The organism is Mycobacterium sp. 2-64 (genome assembly GCF_035918375.1).
GTDB classification, from domain to species: domain Bacteria; phylum Actinomycetota; class Actinomycetes; order Mycobacteriales; family Mycobacteriaceae; genus Mycobacterium; species Mycobacterium intracellulare.
The window spans coordinates 3,746,335-3,770,291 of sequence record NZ_CP142361.1 but is presented as its reverse complement, the minus strand read 5'-3'; the positions used below and the strand labels follow the sequence as shown (position 1 = coordinate 3,770,291).

General features: G+C 67.8%; 10 protein-coding genes. 2 read left to right on the top strand and 8 right to left on the bottom strand.

The annotated features are described in order from the left end of the window. Window positions 1-113 precede the first annotated feature (113 nt). The 5 genes from QGN31_RS17555 to QGN31_RS17535 all read right to left on the bottom strand — a co-directional run bounded on the left by QGN31_RS17555 (window position 114) and on the right by QGN31_RS17535 (window position 8,742). Window positions 114-1,172 (bottom strand): NAD(P)H-dependent amine dehydrogenase family protein, encoded by a 1,059-nt coding sequence (locus QGN31_RS17555; RefSeq protein ID WP_009953591.1) that lies wholly within the window; start codon window positions 1,170-1,172, stop codon window positions 114-116. Window positions 1,173-1,254: 82 nt separating this feature from the next. Then, window positions 1,255-3,021 (bottom strand): AMP-binding protein, encoded by a 1,767-nt coding sequence (locus tag QGN31_RS17550; RefSeq protein ID WP_009953592.1) that lies wholly within the window; start codon window positions 3,019-3,021, stop codon window positions 1,255-1,257. Between the two features lie 8 nt (window positions 3,022-3,029). Further along, the gene (pe, locus tag QGN31_RS17545) at window positions 3,030-4,157 is read right to left on the bottom strand and encodes an acyltransferase PE (protein WP_009953593.1); all 1,128 of its coding nucleotides are present in this window, start codon (window positions 4,155-4,157) and stop codon (window positions 3,030-3,032) included. A gap of 57 nt (window positions 4,158-4,214) precedes the next feature. Continuing rightward, entirely contained in the window at window positions 4,215-7,223 is a 3,009-nt protein-coding gene (locus QGN31_RS17540; RefSeq protein ID WP_014941625.1) for an MMPL/RND family transporter, read from the bottom strand. Window positions 7,224-7,320: 97 nt separating this feature from the next. Then, window positions 7,321-8,742: a condensation domain-containing protein gene (locus QGN31_RS17535; RefSeq protein WP_014941626.1), complete on the bottom strand. Its 1,422-nt coding sequence runs from the start codon at window positions 8,740-8,742 to the stop codon at window positions 7,321-7,323. Window positions 8,743-9,062: 320 nt separating this feature from the next. Between QGN31_RS17535 and QGN31_RS17530 the strand changes: the two genes are divergently transcribed. Continuing rightward, complete coding sequence (locus tag QGN31_RS17530; protein WP_201409384.1) at window positions 9,063-20,087, top strand: type I polyketide synthase; 11,025 nt, start codon at window positions 9,063-9,065, stop codon at window positions 20,085-20,087. Between the two features lie 93 nt (window positions 20,088-20,180). On the opposite strand, the gene QGN31_RS17525 is transcribed toward QGN31_RS17530, so the two are convergent. From QGN31_RS17525 to QGN31_RS17515, 3 genes are read right to left on the bottom strand one after another with little or no spacing between them, the layout of a single operon-like run. Beyond that, the gene (locus tag QGN31_RS17525) at window positions 20,181-20,603 is read right to left on the bottom strand and encodes a PPOX class F420-dependent oxidoreductase (RefSeq protein ID WP_008255252.1); all 423 of its coding nucleotides are present in this window, start codon (window positions 20,601-20,603) and stop codon (window positions 20,181-20,183) included. Window positions 20,604-20,606: 3 nt separating this feature from the next. Then, window positions 20,607-21,722, bottom strand: coding sequence for an acyl-CoA dehydrogenase family protein (locus tag QGN31_RS17520; protein WP_014379697.1), 1,116 nt, complete (start codon window positions 21,720-21,722; stop codon window positions 20,607-20,609). A 7-nt stretch (window positions 21,723-21,729) separates the two neighbouring features. Continuing rightward, complete coding sequence (locus QGN31_RS17515; protein ID WP_008255257.1) at window positions 21,730-22,890, bottom strand: acyl-CoA dehydrogenase family protein; 1,161 nt, start codon at window positions 22,888-22,890, stop codon at window positions 21,730-21,732. A gap of 200 nt (window positions 22,891-23,090) precedes the next feature. Here QGN31_RS17515 and QGN31_RS17510 point away from each other — a divergent pair, with 200 nt between their 5' ends. Then, window positions 23,091-23,954 (top strand): ComEA family DNA-binding protein, encoded by an 864-nt coding sequence (locus QGN31_RS17510; RefSeq protein WP_009953600.1) that lies wholly within the window; start codon window positions 23,091-23,093, stop codon window positions 23,952-23,954. The last annotated feature ends 3 nt before the right edge of the window (window positions 23,955-23,957 follow it).

Below are 23,957 nucleotides of genomic sequence, written 5' to 3'. Positions count from 1 at the left end.
ACCATCGCCGACGACATCGATGTCAACGGAAAATTTGCTCAGCTAGGCATCCTAACCATAGTGCACGCAAGCGTTCCTCCTGGGGCGGCCGGCTGTGGCGAACGGCATAGGCCCTATCGGGCGAGCCGGCCGGTGACCGGCGGCAAATCCGCCAGCGTCACGATGCCCGGCCTGGCCGCCACCACCGCCGGGACGGCGTTGGTCACCGGCATCGCGGTGTAGATCATTCCCAATCCCATGAACCCGGGCTCCGTCCAGTCCTTGGGCGGCAGGCAGTGCAGAACCGTGCGCATGTTGGGCAGGCCGAACACCTGAATGACGTGCCCGTGCTCGAGTGGTTTGGGCGGGACGACATGGTTGCCCATGGTCCAGTTGAACCCGACGCTGACGACGTTGCGATCGCCGACCCAGCCGCGGTGGTAGCCGTAGACGCTGCCGACGGTTCCGGCGGGAATCTTCATGAACCCCAGATCCGAGTCGCCGGTCGCCGCGGTGAACGTGACGTCGAAGGTCATCTTGTCCAGCTTCGCGCCGATCTCGTCGGCCATCATCGCGGCCGACTCGGCGAAGACCTCGCTCTCCCGGCGCACACTGTCGGCCAGCCCCGGGGTGTCGGGGTCTTGCGAGAACCCCATGGCGGTTTGGGTTTCGGCCGATTCGTAGGTCGAGCAGTCCACCGACTCGGTGATGCGAATCTCGTCGACGCGCTCGCACGAGGCGGACAGCACCATGCCGACCATGTTGGTCATGCCCGGGTGCGCGCCGCTGCCGAAGATCGTCGAATTGCCGCGTCGGCAGGCGTCTTCGATTCGCTTGCGGTCCTGCGGCGTCTGCTTGCCGCCGGTGATCCAGGCCGCGCTGGTGCACACGTTGACCCCCGATTCCAGCAGCCGCACCAGCTCGTCGATGTCGGGCCACAACGGGTTGTAGCAACACGCGTCGGCGCCCAGGGCGATCAGCGCGTCGATGTCGTTGGTGGCCTGCACCCCGGTCGGCTCCGGCCAGCCCGCCAATTCGGCGGCGTCGACCCCGACCTTCTCCTCGCCGTGGGCGTACACGCCGACGAGTTCCATGTCGGGCCGCCCGATGATGGCGTGCAGCGAGCGCCGCCCGATGTTCCCGGTCGTCCACTGGATGACGCGTAGGGGACGGTCAGTGCTGGTTGCGCTCATCGTGGCTCCTTTGCCGCTGCGGGGGTGGAACCATTATGCGAAGCGCGCTACCGGCCGGCGCGCGCGCGTCCACCGGGCGGGCTCAGGCGTCCAAACGGGCGAATTGGTGTTGGCTGTACTGCTCCACGCAGGCGGCGCGCCGGATCTTGCCACTTGTCGTGGTCGGAATGGACCCGGGCGGTACCAGGACGAGGTCCCCGACATTCACGCCGTGGTTATTGGAAATCGCCGAGGTGACGTCGGTTTTGATGGAGGTGAGCCAGTGCCTGACGTCGTGGGTCTCCCCGCTGGAATCGCCACGCTTCTTCAGCTCGATGACCGTGACCAGCTTCTCGGTGCTGTTCACCGGCACCGAGATCGCCGCGACCCGACCACCCGTGATCTCTTGGACCGTCGCCTCGATGTCCTCGGGATAGTGGTTGCGCCCGCGGATGATCAGCAGGTCCTTCATGCGGCCGACAATGAACAGCTCGCCGGAGTGGATGAAACCCAGGTCGCCGGTCCTCAGCCAGGGACCGTCGGGCGTCCCCGGTGACGGGTCGACGAGCGTGGCGCCGAAGCATCGCTGCTCGGCCGGCGTTTTGCGCCAGTATCCGTCGGCGACGTTCTCGCCATGCACCCAGATCTCGCCGACCGCGTCGGGCGGGCATTCGCGGCTCGTCTCGCTGTCGACGATCCGGAGCATGGGCGACTGCGGCACCCGGTACTTGACGAGCGCCGTCGCTTTCGCGGTCGCCGTTCCCCTTCCGGGTGCGCACGGCCGAACGCGGCCCGCCCCGAGCTCTTCGGCGTCGAAGTGGCCCGCCGGCGCGGATTCACTCCAGGTGCCGGTCGCCACGAAGACGGTCGCCTCGGCCAAGCCGTATGAGGGACGCATCATGTGGTCCCGGAAATTGAAGTGCGCGAACCGATCCACGAAGCGGTGCAGGGTGGCCGCCTCGACACGCTCCGCGCCGCTGATGATGCCCAGCACGTCGCCGAGGTCCAGGCCGGCCAGGTCTTTGTCGGTGGTCTTGCGGGCGGCCAGGTCGAAGGCGAAGTTGGGCGCCGACGACCAGGTGTGCGGATGTTCGGCCAGCGTTCGCATCCACCTGGCCGGCCTCTCCAAGAACGCGACCGGACTCGTCAGCTCGGCGCGGTGGCCGCTCAGGATGGGCGCGCAGACGCCCAGCACCAGACCCATGTCGTGGTAGAAGGGCAACCACGACACGATCGTGGCCTCGGTCGGAAACTTGGTTCCGAAGTCCACGAAGAAGCTGCGCATCAGCTGTTCGAAATTGGCCTCGAGGTTTCGATGCGAAATCATCACCCCGGTCGGCGTTCGGGTCGAACCCGAGCTGTACTGCAAATACGCGACGGTCGGCAAATCATCCGTCGGAACGTTTGCTTCGCCCTCGACATCGAGGTTCATCGAATCGATTTCGACGATCTTGGGGACATCGTCCATGCGTGCCCGGTCGACGTATTCGGCGACATCCTCCGCGACGTCGGACGTCGTGAGAACCACCGACGGCGACGTGTCGGCGAGGACCGCGCTGACCCGCGCATCACTGGAACCGCGATGCGGCAGCGGCAGCGGCACGGCGATGAGCCCGGCCTGCATAGACCCCAGGAACGCCGCGATGTAATCCAGGCCCTGGGGCGCCAGGATCACCGCCCTGTCGCCGACCGACCCGTGCGGGCCGAGGTCCCGTGCCACATTGAGTGTGCGGCGCGAGACTTGCGACCACGTGAGCGTCTCGCGCACACCGTCCCAGTCGTGCTGGTAGTCGGTGAACGTGTAGGCAACGTCGTGGGGCCGCAGGCTGGCGCGTCCGTGCAGCATGGCGAGGATCGACGACTGAGACATAGGCGCGCTCAGTCGGTAACTTCGCTTGCGCCGTGCGAGAACACGGACGTGGCACCGGCGAGGATCTGCGAGAGCGGGTCGGCGTCGCCGCCGAAGGTCGCCTGGTTGGCCGGCGCGGTGACCTCCGCCGGGTCGAAGCCGTGCACCGGGTCCACCTGAACCGGGGCGGTCGACGGGTCGTCGTTTCGCGAGTAGCCCGCATTCACGCGGGGAATCAGGATCGCGTCGAGCTTGTTCAGCGTGTCCTCGTCAATCCCGACGTATTTCAGCGGCATGACCAGCGGAAGGTGCTTTTCCGGAACCATGATCGTCGTGTCTTTCGCGCCCCTGGAGTTGATCGTCGTCCTGATGTTCTGCGGCGGCACCATGCTCGGGTTCGTGAAGGCCACCGCCGTGTGACCGGTGGCGAGGCCGAGCAGCGTGTTGGCGAGCGCGAACATGTTGTCCGGCCGGTCGGGGAAGTCCGCGATCGAGTCGTACGCGGCCACGAACCTGTTTGTGTCGTACTGGCTCTCATACGGCGGCGGCATGGTGTAGTCGAGCGCGGGGACGACGCTGCCGACCGGGAACATGGCGGTCAGGAAACTCTGACCGAAGGCGTGACGCCCGATCGGATCGCCGAACGTGGCGAAGTTGAGCTTGTCGGGCGGGGGAGCGGTCGGGTCGTTCGCCAGCCGAGCCTGCACGCCGTCGACCACGAACGCGCCCTCCGACAAGCCGATCGCCGTACCCGGGCGGCCGGTGCGGATCGCCGCATCGAGGTTGTCGATTCCCACGTCCACCGACTCGCCGACGCTGGGGCCGTCCGCGCCCAGCCCCGGGAACTGCTCATCGAGCTTGCCGATGCCCGGGAAGAGCCGCTCCAGCACGTGCCCCTGAACCTGGCCCGCCGGGTAACGGACGATTTCGCGCTTCTGACCGGGGAACCATTGGGCGCCCTCCTGACGGATGTACTCGTCGTAGGGGATGCCCAGAACGTGAGCGCCGCCGAGCGCGAACGCAGTCTGGTCGCCCGGGGCCCCCGGAGTCGGCGGACCGCCGATGGGCGACTCGTCGGCGGTCGCGGTATTGACGCCGAAACACCCTGTGGCACCGACGGTTACCAGCGCCGTCACTCCCGCGAGTAGTTTCTTCATCCCTACTCCTGACCGCTCGAATTCGCCTCGTAGTCTCACATACATCATGTGCAGGTGCTAACCGGGCCGCGGCTCGGCGCGTCCATCCAGTGACGGTTTTGGCGACGGCACGCCCCCCTGTGACGGCCACCAGTTCGCCCGTCCGACCAGCGCGGCGATGGCGGGAACGGTGATGGTGCGCACCAAGAAGGTGTCCAGCAATATGCCCACCCCGATCACGAAACCGCCCTGGACCACGGTGCTGATGCTGGAGAACAAAAGGCCACACATCGAGGCCGCAAAGATCAGACCCGCCGCGGTGATCACGCCGCCCGTCGAGCCCAGCGTCCGGATGATGCCGTAACGCATGCTGTGTCCAGACTCCTCGCGCATTCGCGAGACGAGCAGCATGTTGTAGTCGGCCCCCACCGCGACCAACACCACGAATGCCAGCGGGGGCACACTCCAATGCAATTGCTGGCCCAATAGATATTGAAATACCAGCACGCCGATGCCCACCGCCGACAAATACGAAATGACCACGGAAGCAACCAGATACAGCGGCGCGACAACCGCGCGCAGCAGGGCGATCAAGGTTAAAAGGACGACGATGAGCGTCACCGCGATGATGAACCGGATATCGTGCTGGTAGTAGTCACGCGTGTCCTTCAGCGCGACGGTATATCCGGCCATCGACACGGTGGCGTCCGCCAACGCGGTATTCGGCTGCGCTCCACGAGCCGCCGCGATGATCGCGTTGACCTGATCCATGGCTTCCGTGCTGAACGGATTCAGTTTGGTTTGAACCAAATACCGCACCGAGTGGCCGTCCGGCGAAATGAAGACCTTGGCCGCCTTCTGAAACTGCTCCAATTGCAGCAGCTGGGGCGGGATATTGAACCCGGCCATTGCCGGATGTGCCGCATCGCGTTTCAGTGACAACAGAAACGCCGCCGACTCGTTGAGTCCGCTACCGAGCTGCTTGAGTTGGTCGACGAGTTGAGCAACGGCGTCGGCCACCTGGCGGCTGCCACCGGCCAATCGGTTCGCGCCGTCTTGCACAGTGTTCAGATTCGTTTGCATGCCACCGGGTTTGTCCAACCCCATGGAGTGCAACACCTTGGTGAGCTTGGCCAGCGAGGCGCGCACGCGGTCGGTCGACGCCTTGAGCGTCCGTTTGTCCGGGGACTCCTGCAGTCGATGGGCCAACTCGTTGATCGCATCGAGGTCCGCTTGGTTTTGCGGGCCGACCAGTTGCTCGAACGCCCCGCGGGTGTCGCTGCACGACGGATCGGCATCGCATCGCGGGTTGCCCTGCAGCGCCGCCAGCACCGGGCCTATCCAGGCGAAGACGTTCTTGGCCGCCGAGAAGTTCCAACCCATGGAATTGCTGATCGCGTTGACATGGTCGACGAGCTGGGCCGTGAGGTCGACCTGTTTCACCAGCGCGTCGCCGCTGTACTGGTTCTTCGCCGACGCGAAGGCGCTCTCCAGTTCCTGCACACTCGCGGCGAGCTGGACGACCTGGCCTCGCACGTTGCCGAGGTTGTCGGCCAGCGTGCCCGCGCCGGCGACCAACCGGTTGAGGTCGCCTGTGTGATCTTTGATCAGGGTGGACCCGTCCGCCAGCAGGGTGCCGATGGCGCCGGCCTGATACGTCGCCCGGAATTGTTCCGGCACATTGCCGGTCGGGCGCGTGATGCCGCTGACGGCAGCAACATTCGGCAGTTGGCTGACCCGGTCCGCCATCTGTTCCAGGTCCGCGAGGGCCTTGGGCGTGCGCAGGTCATGCGGCGATTGGACCAGGATGTATTGCGGAATGGACTGATTCACCGGGAAATGGCGATCCAGCGCGGCGTACCCGATGGAGCTCGGCGCCGAAGTCCGCAGGGCCTTGCGATCGTCGTAGTTGTAGCGCACCAGGCCGGCGCAGCTGGCCAGGACGATCAACACCAGCACACTGGCAATCAGATTGACCTTCGGTCGGCGCACGATGCGGATGCCCGAACGCCGCCAGAATCGTGTGGTCAGTTCGCGCCGGGGTTTGACCCAGCCGCGTCGCCCGGCAAGCACCAGGATGGCCGGCAGTAACGTCACCGCGGCGAGGAATGCCACACCGATCCCGATCGCCGCCGACGCCCCGACCGTTTTGAACACGCCCATTCGGGCGAAGCTGATGAGGAGAAACGTGATGCCGACGGTGGCGGCGGATGCGGCGATCACTTTGCCGATCGAGAACATCGCACGCTGTACCGCCTCATCGGAATTCGCACCCGACCGCAAATAGTCGTGATACCGGCTGATGAGGAAGACCGCGTAATCCGTTCCGGCGCCGGCCATTATGGCGCTGAGGAAGACGACGGACTGATTCGAGACGCCCGACCCGGTCAGTTGGGAGTAGCCCGCTACCACCGCCTGGGCGATGACCAGGGATGTGCCGATGCTCAGCAACGGCAGCAGCATGGTGACCGCGCTACGGTAGATCACCAGCAGGACGACGAGCACCAGAACCGCGATCGCCAGCTCGATGGGCATCCGATCCCGAGCGCCGGCGACCGTGAGGTCGGCGACGGTCGCCGCGGGGCCGGTCAGGTTGACCGTCAGCGGCGTGCCGCTGACGACGCGTTGGACGATGCCGTCGATCCGGTTGAACGCGGCATACGAGCTGGGAGTGCCCAGCTCGCCCGCAACGCCGACCGGGAGCACCCAGGCCTTGTGGTCTTTGCTGGTCACGGCCGAGCGCAGGGCCGGTGTGCTGACGAAATCCTGCAGCATCAACACATCTCGCGTGTCCTGCCGCAGCGTGTCCACCAGTGTGCGGTAGGTGGCTTCGTCGGCGGGGCCCAGACCCTTGTCGTTGGTCAGGACCACCAGCAGGAGGTTTTCCGAGCCCGCCTCGTGAAACGCCTCGGTCATCTTTCGGGCCGTGACGCTCGATGGCGCGTCGCTGGGCAGGATGGCGAGCGGGTGCTTCTCGGCCATCTCGCCGAGCGATGGGAAGGTCAGCGGCAGCGCGACCGCAATCGCGACCCAGATCCCGATCACTGCCCAGGGCCACCGCACCACAAAATCGGCTAGCCGTCGCATACCGCCCTCACCCCCGGTCGGCGGCAACTCAGCCGCCCTCGACCGGGCCCGGTCAAACCACGCGATTTCGCATCACGTGCCATCGAAGTGCTCCACGCTACGCGACGCGCCCCCAGCTCCCGCTGCCGGCGACCCGCACACAGACCGACTTCATCGCTTCCATATAGCGGACAACCGATTTCCGGGCGACCGGGTTGTCGGGATGCATAATCGCCATGACCGTGCCCTCGCCGTACCGGAATATGTAAATGGTCAGCTGATGTGAATACCGGCCGTCCGGGTAGATCCCGATATTGTTTGCGAGTCCCAGGTCGGCGGCGGCAAGAATGGCGTTGAGGGGGGCGGCGCCGCCGTGAAAGAAGTTCGACACCGGAAAGTTTGGCTGCGGCCAGCTCAGCCACGGCGCCAGTTCCAACACGCGGTAGTAGGGCACCTTTGCCATGTCCAGGCTGTTATCGAAAGAAGCCTGCGCCGCCCATGCGGCGTCGCCGAAAGAGGCGGCGGCTATCGGCACGGTGATCGGAATCAAGCCGGTAAACCAACCCTGCGTCATGAAATTGTCGGTGGCTTTGCGTGAATCCCGGGGAGTGAGACCGTAATACGTCAGGGCGCCGGTGAATTCGTGCTCCACCAGGGCGAGGCAGGCGAACAGGCCCCCGACAAAGCGCGCGCCGGCCGCCGCGCAGGCCGATTCGAATCGCTCCGTCTGCGCGTCGTCCATCAACAGTTCGGACGTCATGTCGCTCCTACTGGATTCCTGCGGGTTACCCAGCGGCAGCGGAAATTCGGGAAAGCCCCCATTATTGTTCTCGGTGAAGTCAATCCACGCGCGCACCTCAGGCGAATCAAGAGTCAACGTCGACGTGTATTCGCGTTCGCGGATGCAGAAATCGTCGAAGCTGCCGGCATCGGGAAGAGTAAGGGCCTCACCGCCCCCGCTCAACGCCGTGTACATGCCGTTGGCCTCCATCATCGTGGTGCCGATCAATGTCGCGTCCCCGTGGACATGATCCATGGCCGCAAAGAACGTGAAATGGTTCTCGCTCTGGATAATTCCGAACGTGAAGCAGCCCCATTCCAGCGGATTCGGTATGGCCACCACGTGAGCATGAATTTCCTCAGCCGTCATCTCGCCGTGTTCAACCGGCGCGAATTCGATGTCGGCGGGATCGCCGATGGTGTGCCTGATGAACTCCCCGTCACCGGTGTCCTCGAACCAACTGCGGAAGGTGTCGTGCCGGCGCAGGTAGGTGTTGACGGCGTGGTTCATGGCGGCGATGTCGCACGTCCCGGCGACCTCACAGGTGGCGATGATCTGCCGTGAGAAATTCAGCCCGGCGGCCGTGCGGTCGTGGTAGTTGCGAAGGTGTTGGCCCTGCATGTAACTGACCGGCACCGAGCTGACCGGGGCTTGTCGTGCCTTTTCGGCGGCCGCGGCGGTCGGGTGCCATGAGGTGACCGAGCCCGGCGTCAGCGTCCAATCATCGAGTGAGCCGATCGTTATCTTCCCGATGCGCAAAACTTCGTCCTCCTCGGTTTGAACTGCCGCGGCACGCTGGCGTCGCGACCAAGATAACCCTCGAAGTGATCGCCGTCGCAGCCGTGCGCGGGCCACCGCCTACACTCGCTCACGGATCCGACCGGTCTTTGGCGACCGAGTTGCGGCGATCGAGTTGTGGCGATCGTGCGGCCGGGCGGGGACGCAGGGCGGCGGCCGCGCCGGCTGTCGCTGCGCAGTGCGGCGCTGCACACGCGGTGCTGGCCTAAAGGACATGATTCTCCGAGTGCAACTGGGCCCCCGCGCGGATCGATCTTGACCGGCCAAGAGAGGACAAGCGCATGGCATCCGTCGAAGGTCTGGGGGAATCGGCATCGGGTTTTGCGATCGTGGGTTATGCGGCGCGATTTCCGGGCGCCGCCGACGCGGATGAGTTCTGGGACGTCTTGCGGCACGGTCGGGATGCGATATCCGAAGTGCCGCAGGACAGGTGGGATGCCGATGAATTCTTCGACCCCGAGCCGGGTGCGCCGGGCAAGGTCGTCACCCGTCGTGCGGGCTTCGTCGACGACGTAACGGGGTTTGACGCCCCGTTCTTCGGATTGTCGACGCGCGAGGTCAGGTTGATGGATCCGCAGCACCGGATCTTGCTGGAAACGGCGTGGCGCGCGGTCGAGCATTCGGGCTACGCACCAACGGATCTCGCTGACAGCAACACCGGTGTCTTCGTCGGTTTGGCCACGCACGACTACCTCGGAATGGCCTCCGACGAGCTGACCTATCCCGAGATCGAGGCCTACATGGCCATCGGGACGTCCAACGCCGCCGCGGCCGGGCGGATCAGCTATCGGTTGGGGCTGCAGGGTCCCTCTGTCGCCGTCGACACCGCGTGCAGCTCGTCGCTGGTGGCCATCCATCAGGCGTGCCAGGCCCTGCGCCTCGGCGAATGTGACCTCGCGCTGGCCGGCGGCGCCAACGTCCTGCTCACCCCGGCCACCATGATCACGTTCTCCAGCGCGCACATGCTCGCGCCCGACGGTCGGTGCAAGACATTCGATGCGGCCGCCGACGGCTACGTGCGCGGCGAGGGATGTGGCGTCATCGTGATCAAGCGCCTCGAGGACGCGTTGCGCGACGGGGACCGGATTCGGGCGGTGATCCGCGGCAGCGCGATCAACCAGGACGGCGCTTCGGGTGGGTTGACGGTTCCGAACGGGGTTGCCCAGCAACGGGTCATCGCCGACGCGCTCAAGCGTGCCGACCTCGAGCCCCGCGATGTCGGGTACCTGGAAGCGCACGGCACCGGGACATCGCTCGGCGACCCCATCGAAGCCCAGGCCGCGGGAGCGGTGCTGGGGGCCGGGCGCGAACCCGACCAGCCCCTGCTGATGGGGTCGGTGAAGACCAACATCGGACACCTGGAAGCGGCCGCGGGCATCGCGGGCGTGATCAAGGTGATCCTGTCCCTGGAGAACGAGCTGCTGCCCCAGCACCTCCACTTTCAGAACCCGTCGCCCCACATCCCCTGGGATCGGCTGGCGGTGGAAGTCGTCAAGGAGGCCACGCCGTGGAAACGCAACGGACAACGGCGCATTGCGGGGATCAGCTCATTCGGCTTCGCCGGGACGAACGCGCACGTCATTGTCGAGGAAGCGCCCGAACGGGCGGTATCGGCCCCCGCGGTACCGGCCCCGGTCGATGCGCCCGGGGACCGGCGGTTCAGCATCCTTCCGCTGTCGGCCCGAACGCCCGCGGCGTTGATGCGGCTCGCCGACGAATACCGCGCCTGGCTGAACGCGAACCCGGAGGCCACCCTGGCGGATGTGTGCTTTACCGCCGGGGCGGGGCGGGCGCACCTGGAGCAGCGGGCCGCGTTGGTGGTCAATTCGCGCGAATCCGCCATCGAGCTGCTCGGCGCGCTCGCCGAGGAGCGCCCGGCGCCCGGTTTGTTTCGCGGAGAATCCCATGACACACCGAAGACGGCGTGGCTGTTCACCGGTCAGGGTAGCCAATACCCCGGCATGGCCCGGGAGTTGTTCGACACCGAACCGGTGTTCGCCGAGACGCTGAATCGTTGCGCCGCTGCCGTCGCCGACATTCTCGAAAAGCCGTTGTTGGACGTCGTTTTCGATGTGGACAGCCCGGACAGCGAAGCGACGCTGCAGCAGACCTCCTATGCGCAGCCGGCCTTGTTCGCCGTGGAGCTGGGCCTGGCCCGGCTGTGGCAGTCGTGGGGCTTCGAGCCCGACGTGGTGCTGGGCCACAGCGTCGGCCAGTACTCGGCGGCCTGCGTCGCGGGCGTGCTCAGCCTCGAGGACGGCGCGCTGTTGATGGCCGAACGCGGCCGTCTGTTCGGCAGCTTGCCTTCCGGTGGCCGGATGGTCGCGGTGTTCACCGCGGCCGAGCGGGTCGAGCGGCTGACCGACGAGTCTCCCAGCCTGTCCGTGGCCGCCTACAACGGCGCCAACACCGTATTGTCCGGTCCGGCAGCCGATTTGGAACGCGCGGTGGCCGCATTGTCGGCCGATGGTGTCCGGTGCGACTGGCTCGACACCAGCCACGCGTTCCACTCGGCGCTCCTGGACCCCATCCTCGACGAATTCGAGGCGTATGCGGGAGGATTCGACTTCGCTGCGCCGCAACGGATTTTGATCGACAACCGCACCGGAACCGCGCTGGGTCGCAGCGTGAAGCTCGACGGTGCCTACTGGCGCCGGCACGCGCGCCAGCCGGTGCAATTCGCCAAGAGCGTGCGCACGCTTGCCGAGATGAACTGCAAACTGCTGCTCGAGATCGGCCCGCGACCGGTCCTTACCGCCGCGGCTCTCGGCGCGTGGCCCGACCCGGCCACCGCGCCCCGGGTGATCACGTCGCTGCGGCGCAATACCGCTGACCACCGCCAGATCACCGAAGCGGTCGCCGACGCGTATGTGCTGGGCCACCTGCCCGATTTCGCCGCCTTGCGGCGGCCGCACGCGCGAAAGCTCGACCTGCCCACCTATCCGTTCGAGCGCCGTCAATACTGGTTCCGGGACGATCGCGAGCGCCCCGAGCAACCCCGGGACACCAGGGGACCGCGAACCGAAGCCGTCCGCCTGCTCGAGGACGGCCGGATCGAGGAACTCGCCGCCCTGCTCGGCGGTGCGAGCGACGACCAGCACACCCTGCAGGTGCTCACCAAGCTTGCGGCGCAACACAATCAACAGCGCACGACCCGGTCCATCGCGGACGACCGCTACGAAATCCGCTGGGACAGAGCAACCTCTCCGCTCTCCGGTGCCGACGTGGACCAGGCAGGCAGCTGGATCGTCGTCTCCGACGATGCCGACGCGGTCCGGCCGTTGGTCGACCTGCTAGCCGCGCGCAACCAACCGCACCAAGTGGTCGGGTTGCCGGCGTCCGACGCCGACGAGGAACGGCTCGCGGAAACGTTGCGCGCTGCGGCAACCGACGATGCGACGTTACGCATCGTGCATGTCGCGGCCCTGGAGGCCGGGGCCACACCGTCGATGCGGTCACTGTTGCGGATGCAACACCGGATCCTGGGCGGAACGCGGCGGGTCTTTCGGGCGGCGGTGGCCGCCGAACTGCGCAGCCCCATCTGGATCGTGACCCGCGGCGCGCAGCGCGTCGCCGACACGGACACGGTGGCGCCGCATCAGAGTTGCCTGTGGGGATTCGGCCGAGCCGCCTCGCTGGAACTCCCGCACGTGTGGGGCGGACTCGCGGACCTGTCAGAGGGCGGCGACCACGCGGCCGACGAATGGCCTGCGCTCGTCGACCGGATCGCCGCGCCGCACGGCTCGGCCGTCCGGGAAGACCAGCTCGCGCTGCGTGATCGGGCGGTCTACACACCCCGGTTGGCGCGGCGCTCTGCGCCGCCGAGCGGGACACCGCTGCACCTGCGCGGCGACGCAACGTATTTGGTGACCGGCGGGCTGGGCGCGATCGGACTGGAGATCGCCGGCTACCTGGCCGCGAATGGCGCCCGGCATCTGGTGCTGACCAGCCGGCGGGATCCCAGCGATGCCACGCAACAGCGCATCAACGCCCTGGGCGAACAGCACGGCTGCCAAATCCGCGTCGTGGCCGCCGATGTCGCCGACGCGCACGATGTGGCACGCCTGCTGGCAAGCGTGCAGGCCGAGCTGCCACCGCTGGCCGGCATCGTGCACGCCGCGGGCGAGATCGGCACCACCCCCCTGAGCGCGCTGCAGGACGCCGAGGTCGATCGCGTCTTCGCCGGCAAGGTTTGGGGCGCTTGGCATCTGAGCGAGGCGGCGGCCGACCTCGATCTCGACTTCTTCATCAGCACCTCCTCGATCGCCTCGGTGTGGGGCGGATTCGGCCAGACCGCCTACGGCGCCGCGAACGCCTTCCTCGACGCGCTGGCCTGGCGCCTGCGCGGGCAGGGCATCTTCGCCGTCAGCGTCAACTTCGGGCCGTGGTCGGCGGGCATGGCCGACGCGGAATCCCGCGCCCGACTCGATCAGCGCGGAGTCCGGACGTTGTCTCCCGCCGATGCGCTCGCGGGTCTGGCCGATGCCGTGGCCGCTGCGGCGGGGCAGGGCCTCGTGCAGGGTGTGGTGGCCCGCATCGACTGGGCCCGCTTCTTGCCGCTCTATCAGCAGGCGGGCAGGCGGGCGTTCCTGGCGGAGTTGGAACGCGAGGTGCCCGGGCTGACGAGTACGGCGGGGCCGTCCGCGATCGTCGCGGGGAAGACCCCGTTGGTGGAGCGGCTCACCGGCGCCCCGGTGCAGCAGCGCAAGAAACTTCTGACCGACTACCTGCGGGACGCGGTGGCGGAGGTGACGCGCGTCGATGCCGCGGAGATCCGGGAGGACGCAGGCTTTTTCGATCTCGGCATGGATTCGCTGATGGCCGTCGAATTGCGGCGCCGCATCGAACAGGGCGTGGGCAAGGAGATCCCGGCCACCCTGGCGATGGACCACCCACGGCTGTCCGACGTGGCCGACTACCTGCTGCGCGACGTGCTCGAACTCGGCGACCCGGGGTCGCCGAAACCGAGACCGCAGCCGGCATCGGTCGTGACGACGCGCACGGATGAACCGATCGCGATCGTCGCGGTGTCCTGCCGCTTCCCCGGCGCACCCGACCCGGAAGCGTTCTGGGAGTTGCTGTCCGACGGGGTCGATGCGATCCGCGAGGTCCCCGAGGACCGCTTCGACATCGACGAGTTCTACGACCCCGATCCGGACGCAGCGGGCAAGACCTACACGCGGTTCGGCGGCTTCCTCGACGAAATCGACGGGTTCGATCCCGAATTCTTCGGCATCTCACCCCGCGAGGCCGTCTGGATCGAGCCGCAGCAGCGGCTGATGCTCGAAACGGTGTGGGAGGGCCTCGAAAGGGCGGGGTACGCGCCGGCCGCCTTGCGCGGCAGCCCAACCGGGATTTTCGTGGGCGTGGCGGCCAACGAATATGCGCACCTGTTGTCCTCGGAGTCGATCGACAAGATCGAACCCCACTTCATCACCGGCAACGCGCTCAACGCCATCTCCGGCCGGGTCGCCTTCGCGCTGGGATTGGAAGGACCGGCGGTGGCGATCGACACCGCATGCAGCTCGGCGTTGGTCGCCGTCCACCAGGCCTGCCAGGCGCTGCATTCCGGTGACTGCGACATGGCGCTGGCCGGCGGCGTGAACGTGTTGCTGAGTCCGGTGACGGTCGTCGCGGCCTCCCGCGCGCGGATGCTTTCGCCCGTCGGGCGCTGCAAGACCTTCGACGCCTCCGCCGACGGTTACGTGCGCAGCGAGGGCTGCGGGATTCTCGTACTGAAGAGGCTGAGCGACGCGGAGCGCGATGGCGACCGGATATGCGCGGTCATCCCCGCCAGCGCGGTCAACCAGGACGGGGCGTCCAGCGGCCTGACGGTGCCCAATGGCGGTGCGCAGCAACGGCTTATCGGCTCGGTGCTGGCTCGCGTCGGCCTGACGGGCGGGGACGTCGACTATCTCGAGGCGCACGGGACGGGCACCCCGCTCGGTGATCCGATCGAGGTACAGGCGGCCGCGGCCGCCTACGGGGATGCCCGCGACGCGGACCGGCCGCTGTTGATGGGCTCGGTGAAGACCAACATCGGGCACACCGAATCGGCTTCCGGCGCAGCCGGTTTGATCAAGGTCGTGTTGTCGCTGCAGCACGAGGTCCTGCCGCAAAGCCTGCACTTCGACGAGCCGTCGCCGCACATCCCGTGGGATTCGCTGCCGGTGCGGGTCGTGGACACGGCGATGCCGTGGCGGGCCAACGGCAGACCGCGGCGCGCCGGGGTGAGTTCCTTCGGGTTCACGGGCACCAACGCGCACGTGCTGGTCGAGGAGGCGCCGGCGAGAGCCGCCTCCGCCGACCGGCACCCTGTCGACGACGACGCGACGGAGTCGACGGACCGGGCCCGGGATGGACAGCCGAGCGTGCTGGCGCTGTCCGCGCGGTCACCGGAAGCGCTGGTGGCGTTGACGCGGCGCTACCAGAAGTGGCTGACCACCCACCCGGACGCGGATCTCGCCGAGGTGTGCCTCACCGCCGGAACGGGCCGCTCGCACTTTGAACACCGCGCCGCGCTGGTCGTGGACTCGGTCGAGGGTGCGCGCGAGGCGCTGGCCGAATTGGCCGAGAACCGCCTGCGACCCGGCGTCGTGCGGGGCGAGCACACCCACCACCCGACGACGGCCTGGTTGTTCACCGGCCAGGGCAGCCAGTACCCGGGGATGGCGCGTGAATTGTTCGACACCGAGCCGGTTTTCGCCGACACCGTGACACGTTGTGCCGACGCGGTCGGCGAGATCCTGCCGCATCCGTTGCTGGAGGTGCTGTTCGCCACCGATCGCGAAACGGGAGGCGAAGCCGGAGAAAGGCTGCGGCACACGTCCTTTGCGCAGCCGGCGCTGTTCGCCGTCGAGATGGGCCTGGCCCGGCTCTGGCAGTCGTGGGGGATCCAACCCGATGTGGTGCTGGGGCACAGCGTGGGCCAGTACGCGGCGGCATGTGTGGCTGGCGTGTTCAGCCTCGAGGACGGCGCCCGGCTGATGGCCGAGCGCGGCCGGATGTTCGGCAGCCTGCCCGAAGGTGGGCGCATGGTGGCGGTGTTCGCCGACGCCAAGCACGTCGAGCAGGCCGCCGGCGAATTCCCGCGAGTGTCGGTCGGGGCATACAACGGACCCAACACCGTGCTGTCTGGGCCGGGCGAGGACCTCGAGCAGATCGTCGCCAAGTGCGGTGACGAGGGGATCCGCTGCACGTGGCTGCAGACCAGCCACGCCTTCCACTCGGAACTGTTGGATCCGGTGCTCGACGAATTCGAGTCGTACGCGGCGCAATTCCGGTTCGCCGCCCCGACGATGCCGCTGGTGTGCAACCGCACCGGCGCCGTGCTGACGACCCAGACGCCGCTGGACGCGCAGTACTGGCGTCGGCATTCCCGGCAGCCGGTGCAGTTCGCCGAAAGTGTGCGCACGGTGGCGGCCCTGGGTTGCTCGGTGCTGATGGAGATCGGGCCGCAACCCGTACTGACGGGCGCCGCGGTGCAGGTCTGGCCGGAGCACCTGTCCGCGCCGCGCGCGATCGTCTCGCTGCGCAAGGGTATTGGCGATCGGCGCCAGATCGCCGACGCGCTGGCCGCGGCCTACGTCGGCGGGCTTCGCCCCGATTTCGCTGCGCTGCAGGGTCAGCCGCGTCGCAGGCTCGAGCTGCCCACCTATCCCTTCCAGCGCCGCCGCTTCTGGCCCAAGACGTCCGGCATCGCCGTCGACGGAGGGGCCGGTTCGTCCTCGGGCATCCTCGGCAACGCGAAGGACCTCGCCTCCGGCGACTCGGTCTACACCAGCAGGCTGTCCGTCAAATCGCAGCCGTGGCTGTCCGATCACGTCATCTACGGGACCGTCGTCGTCCCTGGGGCTACCTACGCGGCGATGGCCCTCGCCGCGGTCGGCGCCCCGGCGCGGGTGAAGGACGTCTTCTTCTACGAGCCGATCATCCTGCCCGAGAAGAGCTCTCGCGAGGTGCAGCTCACCCTGCACCCGCTGCAGGACGGCGGTGGGTCCACGTTCCAAGTGCACAGCCGCCCGTACGGTGAACGCGGCGCCGAATGGTCGCTGAACGCCGAGGGCACCGTCGGCACCGGCGCGGATGACGAGCCGGTATCCGAGGGTGATCCGATCGACGAAACGATCGAGCGCCTGAACCGCATGCGCCCGCAGGAATTGTTCGAGACCTTCGCCGACCTGGAGCTGGCGTGGGGGCCGACCTGGTCGGGGTCGCTGAAGTCGCTGTGGCTCGGCGAGGGTGAGGCGATCGGCGACATCCTCGTCGGCGAAGAACTCGCCGAACAACTCGGCAGCGAACCGATGCATCCGGTGCTGATGGACCTGTGCACCGGTGTCGCATTCCCGGCCTTCCCCGCGCTGCTCGCGGCCGAACAGGGCGTCAACGATCTGTTCCTGCCGCTGCGCTACGGCCAAGTGGCGTTGCGGGAGAAGATGCCTCGGCGGTTCTACTGCCACGCGAGGTGGCACAGCAGCGAGCTCAACAGCGAAACCCAGGTCTTCGACCTCGATTTCGTGGACCGGGATGGCCGTCACCTGGGCGGAATTCGCGAATTCACGGTCAAGCGCGCACCGCGCGAGGCGTTGCTGCGGGGCCTGGGTGGGGACGCCACCCGGCTGCTCTACACCCTCGGCTGGCACGAGGTGCCGCCACCGGCGAGCGAAGAAGCCGGCGAGCCCGCCGGTACCTGGCTGATCGCCGGCTTCGACGAACTGGCCGCCAAGGTCCCCGGGTGCATCCCGCTCGACCGCGCCAACGATCCGGATCCGTTGGGGCAGGTGCTGACTGAAGCCCACGAGCGCGGGTTGCCATTCTCCGGTGTCGTCTGGCGCAGCACGGCGCCGAACGGGGAAGAGACGAGCGCGGACGTCACGGCGCGCCTCGAGACCGAGATCGCCAATCTGCTCAGCGCCGTGCACACCGTGCAACGCGGGGAGGTGAAGCTGCCCGGCGGATTGTGGATCGTCACCGAGCGTGCGGTGGCCACCGAATCCGGCGAGCCCGTCGAACCGGTGCAGGCGGCGCTGTGGGGCTTCGGCCGCACCACGATCAACGAGGAACCGGCGCTGCGCGCCAAGCTCGTCGATTGCGACGGCTCACCCGAGGCCGTGCACGCGCTGGCCGCGCTGCTTGGCACCCCGGTCGACGAACCGGAACTGGCCGTGCGGCAAGGAAAGCTGCTGGCCTCGCGGTTGTTGCCGTGGGCGCGCAGCGGTCATCTCACGGTGCCACGCGGGCGCGACTTTGCCCTGGCGCCCACCGAACGCGGCGCGATCGACAACCTGCGGCTGACCGAGGCGGAGGTGCCCGCGCCGGACGAGGGCTACGTGCAGGTCCGGGTCGAGGCCGCGGGCCTCAACTTCCGCGACGTGCTCAACGTCCTCGGCCTCTACCCGGGCGATCCCGGACCGATCGGCGGCGACTTCGCCGGCGTCGTCACCCAATTGGGCGCCGGCGTCACCGGAGTCGAAGTGGGACAACGTGTCTACGGCTCCATGCAGGGCGCGTTCTCCAGCCGGTTCAATGTGCCAGCCCAGTTCCTGGCGCCGATCCCCGATGGGGTGAGCGCGGTCGAGGCGGCCACCATTCCCGCCGCGGCGCTGACGGTGCGGCTGTCCTTCGACTGGGCGCAGCTGAAACCTGGTGACAAGGTCCTCATCCACGCCGCGAGCGGCGGTGTGGGCCTGGCGGCGGTGCAAATGGCGCAGCGGTTCGGTGCCGAAGTGTTCGCCACGGCGAGCACCTTCAAGCGTGCGACGCTGCGCAAGCTCGGCGTGAAGCGCGTCTACGACTCGCGGACAACGGATTTCGCCGATCAGATCCTGGCGGACACCGGCGGTGCCGGCGTGGACGTGGTCCTCAACTCCCTGACCAGCGAGGGGTTCATCGAGGCGACGCTGAAGGCCACCGCCCAGAACGGCCGCTTCGCCGAGATCGCCAAGCGCGACATCTGGACACCCGAGCAGATGGCCGAGGCGCGTCCCGATATCGCCTACGAGATCGTGGCATTGGACACGGTGATGTTCACCGAACCCGATCGCATTCGCGACTTGCTCACCGAGGTGTCGCAAGGCTTGGCCGACGGCGAGTGGACGCCGCTGCCCGCCGAGATCTATCCCCTGACCGAGGCGAGGGCCGCGTTCCGCCGCATGCAGCAGGCGCGGCACATCGGGAAGATCGTGGTCCAGATACCGAATCCGCTGCAGCCGCGGCCCGATCGGAGCTACCTGATCACCGGCGGGCTTGGCGCGATCGGTCTGCACACAGCGTCGCATCTGGCCCAACTCGGTGCCGGAGACATCGTGCTGACCAGCCGGCGCGAGCCCGGTGCGGACGCGCAACGGCTGATCGAGGAGATCACCGAGCGCTACAAGTGCCGCGTCCACGTCTTCGCCACCGACGTCGGCGACGAGTCCGCGGTGGCGGGTCTGCTGGAGCGCATCCGGTCGGAGTTGCCGCCGCTGGCCGGTGTGGTGCACCTGGCGGGCGTGCTCGACGATGCGCTGCTGTCGCAGCAGACCGTGGAGCGATTCCGAACGACGCTGTTGCCCAAGGCGATCGGCGCCTACCACCTCGACAGGCTGACGAAGGCCGACGAGCTGGACTTCTTCATCGTGTCGTCGTCGGTGTCGAGTTTGTTCGGTTCGCCCGGCCAGTCCAACTACGCGACTGCCAACGCGCTGCTCGACGGTCTGGTCGCGCAGCGCAGGGCGCAAGGCTTGCCCGCCACGGGGGTCAACTTCGGTCCCTGGGCCCAAGGGGGCATGGCGTCTTCGGACGCCGCGACCGCCAATATCAGTGCGCAGGGCCTGATTCCGCTGGAACCGTCGGCCGCGCTCGGCGCCCTCGCCGAGGTCGTGGCGAACGGCACCGGTCAGGCCACCGTCCTCAAGGCCAACTGGCAGCGTGCCGCGAAGGTGCTGGGCAGTTCGCGTCCGCCGATCCTCGATCTGGTGTTGCCCAGTGCCGCCGGGGAGGTGACCGGTGACAGCGAGTTGCTCAAGCAGCTGATGGAGATTCCGGTGCCCCAGCGTGCCGGTTTCGTGACCGAATTCCTGCAGCGCGAGGTGCAGAACTTCCTGCGGCTCGCGTCGCCGCCCGCCGCGAGCAGCCGGTTCTTGGACCTGGGCACGGATTCGCTCATGGCCATCGAGCTCCGCAACCGGCTGCACAGCCAGTTCGGCGGCAAGTTCACCATCAACGCGACGGCGGTCTTCGACTATCCGACCATCGGGGGGCTCGCCGAATATCTCGTGGCCCAGCTGCCCGATGCGGAACCGGAACCGGTCGAGGAGGCGTCGTAACATCCGGCGCCGGCGCGCCGGCGCGAACGTGGACTTGTGGCGCGGAAAGCCGGCGTGTCGGCCCAACAACTCGACGTTCGGCCGGTTACGCGCTCAGTCGCTGATGTCGAATCCCGCGTTGATCTTGGTCGGTCGCACCCGCACCACGAGCTCGCCGGGCGAGGAGTTGCGCCGGCCGAACTCCTCGGCGCGCTCGGCGCCCATGTACCGGGCGCCGGTTCGGGTGGCGATGTCCAGCACGTCCGCGGGGTCTTCGCTCACCGTCGCCACGCCCTGCACCTGGACGAACGAGTAGGGCGGGTGCGGGTCGTCGACGCAGATCACGACGCGTGAATCACGCGCTATCGCACGCCCTTTCGACGTGTCACGGCCGGTGTTGAAGGCCAGCTGACCCTCGTCGACGACGAACCACACCGGGGTGACCAGCGGCCGGCCGTCGGCGGCGACGTACCCCAGCATCCCGGTGCGGGTGCCGGCCGACAGAAACTCGATGACCCTGTCCGACAGCTCGGCCATGGGTCAGAGGCGGACCAGCTCGTAGTCGCCGAGCCGGTCGATCAGGTTGTGCAGGTGCTCGCCGGAGGTGCCCAGGGTGTGCTCGATGGCGGTGAGCCGGGCGGCGTAGTGGCTGATCGGATATTCCGCGGTGACGCCGATGCCGCCGTGCATCTGGATCGACTCCTGCGCGATGTGCCGGCCCGAGCGGCCGATCTGCAGCTTGGCCCGCGAGGCGATCACCGGATCGAGGTTGCCGTCGGCGATCGACATCGCCGCGTACAGGCTCATGCTGCGGGCCAGTTCCAGCGACACGTACATGTCGGCGGCCCGCTGTGTCAGCGCCTGGAATTTGTTGAGCGTGACACCGAACTGCTTGCGGGTCTTGAGGTAATCGGTCGTCAGGCGCAGCGATTCCTCCATCGCCCCGAGCGCCTCGGCGCACAGCGCCGACTGGATGCGGATGATGGCGTTGCGGATGGCGCCCGACGCGTCGGCCGCCTCACCCAGAGGTTCGGCGGCGGCGGAGTCGAGGTCGATCTGGGCGCCGCGCTGCCCGTCGAAGGTGCGGTACGGGTGCCGTGTCACAGTCTTTTCGACGCTCGCGTCGACCAGGAACAGGCCCGTGCCGCCGTCGGGCAGGGCGGCGCTGACCACCAGGGTGTCGGCGCAGTCCCCGGCGAGCACCGGGTTCTTACGGCCGCTCACCGTCCACGAATCACCTTGCTGCGCAGCCTTGGTGGTCAACGCGGCGGACGGCCTGCGTTGGCCCGGTTCGAGGTGGGCGAAGGCCAACAGCCGCTGCCCGGACGCGACCTCGTCGAGCAGCTGCTTCTGTTCCTGGCTGCCCAGCTCGGCGACCAGCGCGCCGGGTCCCAGCGCGGCGTGCAGGACGGGTTCGGGGGCCAGCCGGCGCCCGATCTCGGTCAGCACCACCGCGATCTCGATCTGGCCGGACTCGTCGGGCTCGAATCCCAGCCCGAGGATCCCGGTGTCGGCGAGCTGGCTCCAGACCTCGCGGCTCCAGCCCAGATCGGAGCCGATGACCTTGTTGCGGCTTTCCGGGTCATAGGTGCGCGCCAGTAGGTCGCGGGTGGTGTCTCGGAGCAGGGACTGCTCGTCGCTCAACTGAAAGTCCATGGCTGCCTCACAATCCCAGAATGGTGGACGCGATGATGTTGCGTTGCACTTCGCTGCTGCCGCCGTAGATCGACGTCTTGCGGTAGTTGAGGTAGTGCGGCGCACTGTGCTGCGCCCAGGACGGCGACGAGATGTCTTCGCCGTTGGCCGGTAGCGCATCCGGCCCGGCGACCTCGACGAGCAGTTCGGTGGCGATCTGCTGCAACTGGCTGCCGCGCAGTTTGAGCACCGACGAGGCCGGGTTGGGCTGCCCGTTGGCGGAGTCGGTGACTACACGCGACTGCGTGAGTTCCAGTGCGAGCAGCTCGTTTTCGGCTTCGGCCAGCCGCGCCGCGAACAACGGATCGTCGAGCACCCCGGTGGCCGCGGCGTGCTTCTTCACCTCGGCGAGGCGCACCTTGGTCCGGCCCACGCCGGCGATGCCGGTGCGCTCGTTGCCCAGCAGGAATTTCGCGTACGTCCAGCCCTTGTTCTCTTCTCCGACAAGCTGATTGGCCGGCACGCGGACGTCTTCGAAAAACACCTCGTTGATCTCGTGGCCGCCGTCGATCGTCTTGATGGGCCGCAGCGTGATGCCCGGCGTCTTCATGTCGAACAGCAGGAACGAGATGCCGGCCTGGCGCTTGGGCGCCTGGGGGTCGGTGCGGACCAGGCAGAAGATCCAATCCGCGTACTGGCCGAGGGTGGTCCAGGTCTTCTGGCCGTTGACGACGTAGCTGTCGCCGTCGCGGACCGCGGTGGTGCGCAGCGACGCCAGGTCCGACCCGGCCTCCGGCTCGGAAAACCCTTGGCACCACCAGATGTCGAGGCTGGCCGTCGGGGGCAGAAAGCGTTGTTTGACTTCCTCCGAACCGAATTCGGCGATCACCGGGCCCACCATCTTGGTGTTGAAGTTCAGCGGCTCCGGGACGCACGCCAGCTGCATCTCGTCGGCCCAGATCTGGTGCTGGGTCGGCGTCCAGTCCTTGCCGCCCCACTCGACCGGCCAGTTCGGTACCGCCAACCCGTGTTCGTGCAAGATTTTGTGGCTGGTGACGATGTCGTCGCGGTTCACTTCCGCCGAGCCCTGGCGCACCCGGTCGCGCAACTCCTGGGGGATCTTGGTCGTGTAGATGCTGCGGAGTTCGTCGCGGAACGCGGCTTCCTCGGGTGTGAGCGCCAGTTGCATGGCAGCCTCCTGTCGTGTCGGGGTGACCGTGGCGACCCATCACCCAGAGCCGATTTCTGGCGATGCTGGTCGTTCGCTCAACCTCCATCTTGACCCATCCCCTGCGGGCGCTGTGCACAGCCTCGGGTTAATCCACAGATCGGCCCCGAGGCGTCCTGCGCCGGGCCGGTTGCGGCGGCGGGCGGACCTACGGTCGGCCCATGCGAACAGAACTTCCGGCCGAGCGCCTGCAGCGGCGGCTCCGCGCCGAACCGGATGCCGATGCGGCCGCCGGGGATTCCGGGACGACGTCGGCCGAGGACTCCGCGAACGACGACCAGAACTCGCTGCTGCCGCGCTGGCTGCCCGACGCGTCCGACGATCGGGGCTGGGTGGCGAAGGTGCGCGCCGACCCGGGACGCGCAGGCGCCATCGGGCTGGCGATCGTGGCGGCGCTGGCGGTGCTGGTCACGGTGTTCACGTTGGTGCGCGACCGGCCGGCGCCGGTGATGTCGGCCAAGCTGCCGCCGGTCGAGAAGGTGGCGACGGCGAGCCCGCGCTCCTCGGCGAGCCCCGCCGCCGAACCGGACCACCCGGTGGTGGTCAGCGTCGTCGGCCTGGTGCACACCCCTGGGCTGGTGACGCTCGCGCCCGGCGCCCGCATCGCCGACGCGCTGCAGGCCGCCGGCGGCGCGGTGAACGGCGCCGACACCATCGGACTGAACATGGCCCGACCGCTCGGCGACGGTGAGCAGATCGTGGTCGGTCTCGCTCCCGCTCCGGGACAGCCGACGGCGCTGGGCAGTTCGGTGGCCTCCGGATCGCCGCCCACGTCCAAAGCGCCGCCCCCTCGGCCGGGGGCGGGGCCCGGGTCGGCCAAGCCGAAAGCGGGCGAGGCGGTCAACCTCAACACCGCGACCGTCCAGGAACTCGACGCGCTGCCGGGCGTCGGGCCGGTCACCGCCGCCGCGATCGTGGCGTGGCGGCAGGCCAATGGCAGGTTCACCAGCGTGGACCAGCTCGCCGATGTCGAGGGCATCGGGCCGGCGCGGCTGGAGAAGCTACGCGCCCTGGTCCGTGTCTGAGGG

What these genes read in the sequence shown, in the direction of transcription:
- QGN31_RS17530 (WP_201409384.1), top strand. Translation starts at nt 9,063, where the DNA reads ATGGCATCCGTCGAAGGTCTGGGGGAATCGGCATCGGGTTTTGCGATC.
- QGN31_RS17520 (WP_014379697.1), bottom strand. Translation starts at nt 21,722, where the DNA reads ATGGACTTTCAGTTGAGCGACGAGCAGTCCCTGCTCCGAGACACCACC.
- QGN31_RS17540 (WP_014941625.1), bottom strand. Translation starts at nt 7,223, where the DNA reads ATGCGACGGCTAGCCGATTTTGTGGTGCGGTGGCCCTGGGCAGTGATC.
- pe (WP_009953593.1), bottom strand. Translation starts at nt 4,157, where the DNA reads ATGAAGAAACTACTCGCGGGAGTGACGGCGCTGGTAACCGTCGGTGCC.
- QGN31_RS17515 (WP_008255257.1), bottom strand. Translation starts at nt 22,890, where the DNA reads ATGCAACTGGCGCTCACACCCGAGGAAGCCGCGTTCCGCGACGAACTC.
- QGN31_RS17550 (WP_009953592.1), bottom strand. Translation starts at nt 3,021, where the DNA reads ATGTCTCAGTCGTCGATCCTCGCCATGCTGCACGGACGCGCCAGCCTG.
- QGN31_RS17555 (WP_009953591.1), bottom strand. Translation starts at nt 1,172, where the DNA reads ATGAGCGCAACCAGCACTGACCGTCCCCTACGCGTCATCCAGTGGACG.
- QGN31_RS17525 (WP_008255252.1), bottom strand. Translation starts at nt 20,603, where the DNA reads ATGGCCGAGCTGTCGGACAGGGTCATCGAGTTTCTGTCGGCCGGCACC.
- QGN31_RS17510 (WP_009953600.1), top strand. Translation starts at nt 23,091, where the DNA reads ATGCGAACAGAACTTCCGGCCGAGCGCCTGCAGCGGCGGCTCCGCGCC.